This window comes from Achromobacter sp. MYb9 (genome assembly GCF_002975275.1).
Taxonomy (GTDB): domain Bacteria; phylum Pseudomonadota; class Gammaproteobacteria; order Burkholderiales; family Burkholderiaceae_B; genus Achromobacter.
This window is the reverse complement of sequence record NZ_PCOQ01000050.1, coordinates 1-8,948: the sequence shown is the minus strand read 5'-3', so window position 1 is coordinate 8,948 and position 8,948 is coordinate 1. Positions and strand designations below refer to the sequence as shown.

The window sequence follows — 8,948 nt, the reverse complement described above, 5'->3', positions numbered from 1 at the left end:
CGCGCTCGCGGGCAACGGCGACGCCGGCTGCAGCGCCGCCGGATACGGCACCGCCGGCTTGGCCGAGGCGCCGGCGCCTTGCTCAGGCGGCGCATCGTCTTCCGGCAATGCCGACGACGCGTAGGCAGATTGGTAGGCTGCGATCGACCGCGACGGCGCGGCATAGCCCGGCTGCGGCAGGGACACGGGCGCGGCATGCGGCATGGCTTCCCGTTGCGGCGTCTCGGCCGCCGCATCGTCGAACGCGCCCTCTACCGTGGCCAGCACTTCCACACCGCCATCCACGCTGCGATTCGACACGATCAGCGCGTCCGGCCCCAACACCTGGCGCACCTGGCGCATCACTTCCCGGCTGTTGACGCCAAAAAAACGGCTTATCTTCATTGCCCATTGCTCCCGCCGATCAGAGCGGTCACGCGGACCATGCGCTCATCGGGTATTTCAGTATTCGACAACACACCCAGCTGCGGCAGGTGATGACGCAGGAACCGCGACAGCGGCGCGCGCAGCACCGGCGACACCAGCAACACCGGCGCGTTGCCCTGCGATTCCTGGCGCTCGACCGCCGCCTGCGTTTCGCGCAGCAAGGTGTCGGCCAGGCCGGGCTCCAGCCCGCCGCTGGTGGTCATGGCCTGCGACAGCACCCGCTCCAGCTTCACGTCCAGCCCGATCACCCGCAGCTCGCCCTCGCCCGGGAACCATTGCTGCGTGATCGCACGGCCCAGCGAACGGCGGGTCAGCATGATCAATTCGTTGATATCGGGCTGGCCACCGGCGCCGGCCGCCTGCGCCGCCAGGCGCGGACCATGCTCGGACAGCGTATCGATGATGGTCCGCATATCGCGGATCGGCACTTCTTCCGACAGCAGGCCTTGCAGCACCTTTTGCAGCGCGGTCAGGGACAGCGTCTTGGGCACCAGGTCCTCGACCAGCTTCGGCGCGTCGCGGCCGATGCGGTCCAGCAACTGCTGAACTTCCTGGCGGCCCAGCAGATTCGAGCCGTGGCGGTGCATCAAATGGTTCAAGTGCGTCGCCACCACCGTGCCGGCATCCACCACGGTATAGCCCGCCACCTGTGCCTGATCGCGCAAGCCGCCGTCGATCCACAGCGCCGGCAAGCCGAAAGCCGGATCGGTCGTCGGAGTGCCCTTGATCTGTATGGTGACGCCGCCCGGATCGATGGCCAGCCATTGGCCCGGCATCGCCACGCCATGCCCCACTTCCACCCCCGACAACAGAATGCGGTAATCGTTGGGCTTGAGTTCCAGGTTGTCGCGGATGTGCACGACCGGCGGCAGGAAGCCGACGTCCTGGGCAAACTTCTTGCGCAGGCTGCGGATGCGATGCAGCAGCTCGCCGTTCTGGGCATGGTCCACCAGCGGAATCAGGCGGTAGCCCACTTCCAGGCCCAATTGGTCCACCATGGACACATCGTCCCAACTCGCCTCCGCCGCGGCGGCCTGCGCCTGCGTGACGGCTTGCGGCGGGATCTGCTCGGCAGCCTGCGCCGCCGCCTGCCGCCGCTTGTGCAGCATCCACCCGCCCCAGCCCAGCGCGCCCGCCAGCGTCAGGAACGCGATATGCGGCATATTGGGAATCAGGCCCATGATGCCGATGATGCCGGCCGTCAGGAACAGCACGGCCGGGTTCGAGAACAGCTGGCTGATGATCTGCTGGCCGATGTCCTGGTCGGTCGACACGCGCGACACGACCACGCCGGCGGCGGTCGAGATCACCAGCGCCGGGATCTGCGCGACCAGGCCGTCGCCGATCGTCAGCAGCGTGTAGACGCGGGCCGAATCGCTCATCGACATGTCGTGCTGCGCCACGCCCACGATCAGGCCGCCGATGATGTTGATCGCCATGATCAACAGGCCGGCGATGGCGTCGCCACGGACGAACTTGCTGGCGCCGTCCATCGAGCCGAAGAAGTCCGATTCCTGCGAGACTTCCGCGCGGCGGCGGCGCGCCTCGTCTTCGCCGATCAAGCCGGCATTCAGGTCGGCGTCGATCGCCATCTGCTTGCCGGGCATGGCGTCCAGGGTGAAACGCGCGCCCACTTCGGCGATCCGGCCGGCACCCTTGGTGATGACGATGAAGTTGATGATGGTCAGGATCACGAACACGATGATCCCGACGGCGAAGTTGCCGCCCACCAGGAAGTGGCCGAACGCCTCGATCACCTTACCCGCGGCATCCGGGCCCGTGTGGCCGTTCAGCAGCACGACGCGGGTCGACGCCACGTTCAGCGACAGGCGCAGCAACGTGGCGAACAGCAGCACGGCCGGGAAGGCGGCGAAATCCAGCGGCTTCTTCGTGAACATGGCCACCAGCAGGATCATCACGGACAACGCGATGTTGAAGGTGAACAGCAGGTCCAGCAGGAACGTGGGCAGGGGCAGCACCATCATGCCCAACACCATCACGATCAGGATCGGCCCCGCCAGAAGCCGCGCATGGCCGGCCCCGTTATTCTTCAACATGGTGAGCAAAGCGCTCATTCCTTAAACTCCTTGTGCTGCGGTGTTTGCCTGCGGGTCCAGTGCGGCGGGCACGGCCAGCCGGGTCGGGGCCGTCGGTTCGACTCCCCATCCCGAGCGCCACGAACGCAGCTGGAAGACCCACGCCAGCACTTCGGCCACCGCGGTATATAGCTCGCCTGGGATTTCTTGCCCCAGTTCGACGTGTTGATGCAATGCGCGCGCCAGCGGCGGCGCTTCCAATGTCGGGACGCGGTTCTCGGCGGCCAGTTCGCGAATCTTCGCCGCGATCAGCCCGGTACCCTTGGCCACCACGCGCGGCGCGCCGCTCTTGTCCTCGTCGTACTTCAGCGCCACGGCATAGTGCGTCGGGTTGGTCACCACGACGTCCGCCTTCGGCACTTCGGACATCATCCGGCGCCGCGCCGCCTGGCGCTGCTGCTGGCGGATGCGCGCCTTGACGTGCGGGTCGCCTTCGCTTTCCTTGTGTTCCTGGCGCACATCCTCCTTGGACATGCGCAACTTCTTCAAGTGGCTCCAGATCTGCCACGGCACGTCCAGCATCACGATGACCAGCAGCGACGCCACGATGAAGGCGCAGCACATGGCGACCAGCGACAGCGCCTTGATCAGCGCGGCCGACGGCGCCACGTGCATCAGGCTCAGCATGTCGTCGTGGTAGCGCCAGATGACCCAGACGGCCACGCCGCCCACCAGCAGGGCCTTGGCCAACGCCTTGATCAGCTCGACCACGGTCTGCGACGAGAACATCCGCTTCAGACCGGAAAAGAAGCTGAGCTTCGAGAAATTCGCCTGTAGCGGCTTGCCCGAAATGACAATGCCGCCCAGCAGCACGCTGGACAGGACGGCCACCACCACCAGCACCCCGAAGACCGGCAAGGTCGCCAGCAAGGCGTGGCCGAAACCGCTGACGGCCAATTCCACCATCACGCCGGGGTCGGTCACGATACGCTGGTCGAACGCCATGCCGTTACGCAATACTCCGCTCAGGCCCTGGTAGAGCGAGCCGCCCCCCATCCAGATCACCGCGACACCGGCGGCCAGCATCATGAACGTGCCCAATTCCCGGGAACGCGCAATCTGCCCCTCCTCGCGCGCCTTTTCCAGGCGCCTGGGAGAGGCGGCTTCGGATTTTTCGAGGTCGCTTTCTTCGGCCATGCTCTGCGGTGTCGTTGCGGCTCGCGGATTTTCGGATTACGAGCTGCCCGCCGAGATTCTAGGAGACCCCGGTCATCGGCGATAAGCCAAGAAACGGGGGGAAAGCGGCGCTATTCCCGGCTGCGTGTCCGGCCCGGCCGCCCGCCCTCTTCCAGATGCCCCGCCACAGGCGCCCGCCAGCGCGGTCAGCGCCCCGCCGGAACGGCCTCTTGCACCGGCGCCGCGCCTTCCAGAGCGGCCTGGAAGCGCACATAGTCCAGGCCGATGCGCACCGCGCCCCAATGTTCCGACCCCAAATATAAGGGGACCGAAATGTCATTGACGATTTCACCGGTATCCCGCGAATAGGTCTGAAACAGCATCGACCCCGTATTGGCGGCCAGCCGGGCGCCGACCGGGTCATCGAAAATCCGCTTGTGCCGGACCCGGGCGATATCGACCGCCGCGTCGCCCGTCGGCGGGTGCGAAAACCGGCTGTTGTGCGCGGGTGCGTAGCCCCGGTTATCCACCAGGATTGTGTAAATGCCGCCGGGCACCCCTTCCAGCACGTCGTCCAGCAGCCGGGTAAGGGGTTCGTCGATCTCGCGGTCATACCGCGTGTGGTAGCGCGCGGGCTCGCTGCCGGGGATGCGCTGGTAGTGCCGGTCGAAGACGTCCACGCCGCGCCCACGCGCCGCTTCCAGCAAGCCGACTGCCGCGGCCCGAAAATCGTCCACGGCGTCGGACAGGTGATCAAACGCCGTGTTGCCCGTGCGCATGTCGGCCAGCACTTCCTGCACGCTCTCGGTCTGACGGCGGATCCGGTCGATCTCGCCCGACATATGGCCCACGCGCTCCTGCACGTCGGCGCTCAGCGCCGCGATCCGCCCCACTTCCTGGCTCATGCCATGGTTGGTGGCGTCGACGTCGCCGATCGCCTGCACCACCTCGCCCACCTGACGGTTCATGCTGTCGAAGTCGCGCACGAAGCGCTGGAAGTCGGAACACGTCCGGTCCAGCACGGCGCCGGAGGCGTCCACGTCATCGCGCAGCGTGCCGGTCTGCCGCTGCGTGGTGTCCACCAGTTCCAGCATTTCAACCGTATGCCGGCCGATATCGTTGTTGGCGGCGTTCACGCGTTCGGCCAGGCGGCCCACCTCGGTGGCGACCACCGCGAAGCCGCGGCCGGCATCGCCGGCCCGCGCCGCCTCGACGCCCGCGTTCAACGCCAGCAGTTGCGTCTGCAGGGCGATATCCTTGATCAGTTTGCTGATGTCGCCCACCGAACGCGCCCGTCCGGTCAGTTGCCCCACCACCTCGGTAAATGCGGCCATTTCACGGGTCATGCGGTCCACGCGCGCACGCACGTCCGACAGCTCGGCCAGCGCCGCTTCGGCGGCGTGCAGGTTCTGGCCCGACAGCTGGGCGATCTCGCGGGCGCGGGTGGACGTCGACGTGGACAAGGCGGCGATCTGCGCGCCGCTATCGGCCAGCGCGCCCGCCGCCCGCGCCTGCTCCTGCGCCAGCAACGCGCAACATCCTGCCTGGAACTGCGTGCGTGCCGCGTTCAGCGCGATTTCAATGCTGGATTGCCGCACGGTCATGATCCGCCGGCGGATCCGCCCCAAAAAGCGGTGCAGCGGAAAAACGGCGGGGGTGATCGGCAGCGTGCGCTCCGACAGCGCGGCGTCGCCGCGGTTGAGCCGGCGCAACAACCCCCACATGCCGCCCAGGCGGAATACGGATCTGGCCAAGATGGACCTCCTTGTGCTGGCCCGGATCGCCTTCTTTGGGCATCCGTTGCCTGGCGCGCGGTGCGCGCCATGTCTCTCGCTGCAAGGCCCCGTTTTTGTTGTGCCTTAAGTCTATCGATCAGGGCATCTTTGCGCCCTTGGGGTATACGTTCATTCACGCGCGGTCGCAATGCATGCGCGCCGCGCGCCACCGGCCGCAGGGCCCGCGGCGCGCGGAAACGGTCAGAAGCCCAGGCTGGCCAGCAGATCGTCGACCTGGTCCTGGCTGGTGACGACATCCGTCTTGCCCTGCGGGCTGATCTGCGGCCCGTTGAGCAGGCTGTTGGCCTCGTCGCGGCGCTCTTGCGGCACGTTGTCCAGCAGCACTTGCAGCAGTTCGCGTTCGATCGCGCCCACCACGTCCATCATGCGCATGATGACCTGGCCCGTCAGGTCCTGGAAATCCTGCGCCATGATGATTTCCATCAGCTTGGATTGGGTCTGCTGCGTCTGCTTGGGCACATCGGCCAGGAACGCGCGCGTGTCCTTGACCAGTTCGCGCGCCTCCGGCAGCTCCAGCGGCTGGTCGTACCATTGCTGCCAGCGCGTATCCAGCGCCTGCGCCGAACGCGACATGCCGTCCTGAATGGGGCCGGCCTGCTCGGTCGCGTTCAATACGCGGTTGGCGGCCTGCTCGGTCATCTGCGCCACATAGCGCAGGCGGTCCCGGGCATCCGGGATGGCATTGGCCGCGTCCTTGATCGCCTGGTCCAGGCCCAGCTCGCGCATGCTGTCGCGCAGCATGCGGGTCAGCGAGGCGATGCGGTGAATCAGGTCAGGATTCTCGGCGGCGTGTTCAACGTTTTGCGTTGTGCTCATTGCACACCTCAGCCAGCAATTTTCTCGAAGATCTTGGTGAGCTTTTCTTCCAGCGTCGCCGCGGTGAAAGGCTTGACCACGTAACCGTTGGCGCCGGCCTGGGCCGCCGCCACGATGTTTTCCTTCTTGGCTTCGGCCGTCACCATCAGTACCGGCAACGACGCCAGCGCCGCGTCGGCGCGGATCTGCTTGAGCATCTCCAGGCCGTCCAGGTTGGGCATGTTCCAGTCGGAAACGACGAACTGGAAGCCGCCGTTACGCAGCTTTTCCAACCCGATCGCACCGTCCTCGGCCTCGTCCACGTTCTCGAAACCCAACTCTTTAAGCAGGTTGCGAATGATCCGCCGCATCGTGGGGAAGTCATCCACCACCAGAATCTTCAGGCCCTTGTCTACCATCTTTCACTCCAGAAAAAATTTGCTTGAGATCGATCGTGGATGCATCCGCGTCAAACGCGGTGTCCCCGGTCGCCCAGGCGAGTCAGAATGCGTTCGCTAATCGCCGACAGCGCTACCACTTCGTCCGCGGCGCCAATGGCGATGGCCTCCCGGGGCATGCCGAACACCACGCAGCTGGCTTCGTCTTGCGCGATCGTGTGCGCGCCGGCCCGGTGCATCGCCAGCATGCCCGCGGCGCCGTCCTTGCCCATGCCCGTCAAGATGACACCGATGGCGTTCTTGCCGGCGGCAACGGCGGCCGAATTGAACAACACGTCCACCGACGGGCGGTGGCGGTTGACGGGTTCGCTGGCTTCAAGCTCGATCACATAGTTGGCGCCGCTGCGGCCCAACCGCATGTGCGTGTCGCCGCCCGGCGCCAGGTATACGTGGCCGGGCAACACCCGGTCGCCGTGGATCGCTTCGCGCACCGTCACGGCGCACAGCGCATCCAGGCGTTGCGCGAACGACCGCGTGAAACCGGCGGGCATGTGCTGCGTGATCAGGATGGCCGGGCTATCCGGCGGCAACGGTTGAAGGACTTCACGGATGGCTTCGGTGCCGCCCGTGGATGCGCCCACGATGACCAGTTTTTCCGAGCTTGCCAACGGCCGGCGCAGCATCGGCGCAGGCGCCGCTTGCGGGGCGTGCGGCGTGGGCGCGCGCAACTTGGCCCGCGAGGCGGCGCGAATCTTGTCCGCGATCAGTTCCGTGTATTCCAGCAGGCCGTCGCGGATGCCCAGCTTGGGCTTCGTGACGAAATCGATGGCGCCCAGTTCCAGCGCGCGCAGCGTGATTTCCCCGCCCCGTTCGGTCAGCGACGACACCATCACAACCGGCATCGGCCGAAGGCGCATCAGCTTTTCCAGGAAATCCAGCCCGTCCATGCGGGGCATTTCCACGTCCAGCGTCAGCACGTCGGGGTTATGGCGCTTGATCAGTTCGCGCGCCACCAGCGGGTCCGGCGCGGTCGCGACCACTTCCATATCCGGCTGGCTATTGATGATCTCCGTCATCAGCCCACGCACCAGCGCGGAGTCGTCCACACACAAAACGCTTATTTTTTTCATTGCTTGCTGCCTCGGCCTGTTCAGGCCTTACTCGCACATTCGTAGACCGTCTGCCCGCGCAGACGAAAATCCCGGCTGATGTAGGTGAAGTTCTCGGAGTGTCCAGCGAACAGCAAGCCGCCCGGCTTGAGCAGCGGCGCGAAGCGCTCCAGGATCTTCGCCTGCGTCGGCTTGTCGAAATAGATCATGACGTTGCGGCAGAAGATCACGTCGAACTTCTCGTTGATCGCCCAGGACGGCGCCAACAGGTTCAGGGTCTCGTAGCGCACCATGTCCGCGATCTCGGGCCGCACCCGGACCTGGCCCGCATTCGCGCCGCGCCCCTTGAGAAAGAACCGCCGCAGGCGATCGTCTTCCATCTTCGCGACCCGTTCGGCGGGGTACACCCCGGCCCGCGCCCGGTTCAGCACATTCGTGTCGATATCGGTGGCCAGCACCGTGCAGGCGCTGGCACGCGGCCCCATGGCCTCGACCAGCGTCATGGCGATGGAATACGGCTCTTCGCCGGTGGAAGCGGCGCAGCACCATACCGACACCGGGCCGCCGCGCTTCTGCGCGAAATCGGCCAGGATGGGAAAGTGGTGCGACTCGCGGAAGAACGCCGTCAGATTGGTCGTGAGCGCGTTGACGAAGTCTTCCCACTCGGCCGCATCGGGTTCGTTTTCAAGCTGGTCCAGATAGCTGCCGAAATCCTGCCGGCCCAGGGCGCGAAGGCGCCGCGCCAGACGGCTGTAGACCATCTCGCGCTTGTGCGTACCCAGGGAAATCCCGGCGCGCGCATGAATCATCTTGCGCACGCGGGAAAAGTCCGCATCGCGGAAATCGAATTGGCGGTCCACCGGGATGGACGGCGCCGAAGTTGCTGCGGTTGCCACTACACTCCTCGGTGTCCGAGCGCGAACGCGTCCGGCGCTTGCAAGCGGGAATCGTCATCGGACGAGCGCGCGGAAGACAGGCGATGCGCCGGTACTTCAATCACTTCGCCCGCATTGATCTTGAATACCGCGACCGCTTCCGCCAGACGCTGGGACTGCTCTTGCAGCGACCCTGCGGCCGCCGCGGCTTCTTCCACCAGCGCCGCGTTCTGCTGCGTCACTTCGTCCATCTGCGACACGGCCCGGTTGACCTGGTCGATACCGCTGGACTGCTCTTCGGACGCCGCCGAGATCTCGCCCATGATGTCCGTCACAC

7 protein-coding genes and 2 pseudogenes are annotated in these 8,948 nt (G+C 66.0%); all 9 read right to left on the bottom strand.

The annotated features are described in order from the left end of the window. Positions 1–384: pseudogene (locus CQ050_RS30525) on the bottom strand (flagellar biosynthesis protein FlhF); the annotation flags it as partial. Further along, positions 381–2,501, bottom strand: a complete 2,121-nt coding sequence (gene flhA / locus CQ050_RS30520; RefSeq protein WP_105560559.1) for a flagellar biosynthesis protein FlhA — start codon at positions 2,499–2,501, stop codon at positions 381–383. The gene flhA and the pseudogene CQ050_RS30525, both read right to left, overlap by 4 nt. A gap of 3 nt (positions 2,502–2,504) precedes the next feature. Then, on the bottom strand, positions 2,505–3,659 hold the full coding sequence (gene flhB, locus CQ050_RS30515) for a flagellar biosynthesis protein FlhB (RefSeq protein WP_105560558.1): 1,155 nt from the start codon (positions 3,657–3,659) through the stop codon (positions 2,505–2,507). 185 nt (positions 3,660–3,844) lie between these two features. Further along, positions 3,845–5,392 (bottom strand): methyl-accepting chemotaxis protein, encoded by a 1,548-nt coding sequence (locus tag CQ050_RS30510; RefSeq protein WP_369869076.1) that lies wholly within the window; start codon positions 5,390–5,392, stop codon positions 3,845–3,847. Between the two features lie 222 nt (positions 5,393–5,614). Next, positions 5,615–6,250: a protein phosphatase CheZ gene (gene cheZ / locus CQ050_RS30505; RefSeq protein ID WP_105560557.1), complete on the bottom strand. Its 636-nt coding sequence runs from the start codon at positions 6,248–6,250 to the stop codon at positions 5,615–5,617. Between the two features lie 8 nt (positions 6,251–6,258). Continuing rightward, positions 6,259–6,648: a chemotaxis response regulator CheY gene (cheY, locus tag CQ050_RS30500; protein ID WP_006224583.1), complete on the bottom strand. Its 390-nt coding sequence runs from the start codon at positions 6,646–6,648 to the stop codon at positions 6,259–6,261. A gap of 50 nt (positions 6,649–6,698) precedes the next feature. Then, entirely contained in the window at positions 6,699–7,757 is a 1,059-nt protein-coding gene (locus tag CQ050_RS30495; protein WP_105560556.1) for a chemotaxis response regulator protein-glutamate methylesterase, read from the bottom strand. A 20-nt stretch (positions 7,758–7,777) separates the two neighbouring features. Then, positions 7,778–8,632, bottom strand: a complete 855-nt coding sequence (locus tag CQ050_RS30490) for a CheR family methyltransferase (RefSeq protein WP_105560555.1) — start codon at positions 8,630–8,632, stop codon at positions 7,778–7,780. Next, positions 8,632–8,948, bottom strand: a pseudogene (locus CQ050_RS30485) (chemotaxis protein); the annotation flags it as partial. The gene CQ050_RS30490 and the pseudogene CQ050_RS30485, both read right to left, overlap by 1 nt.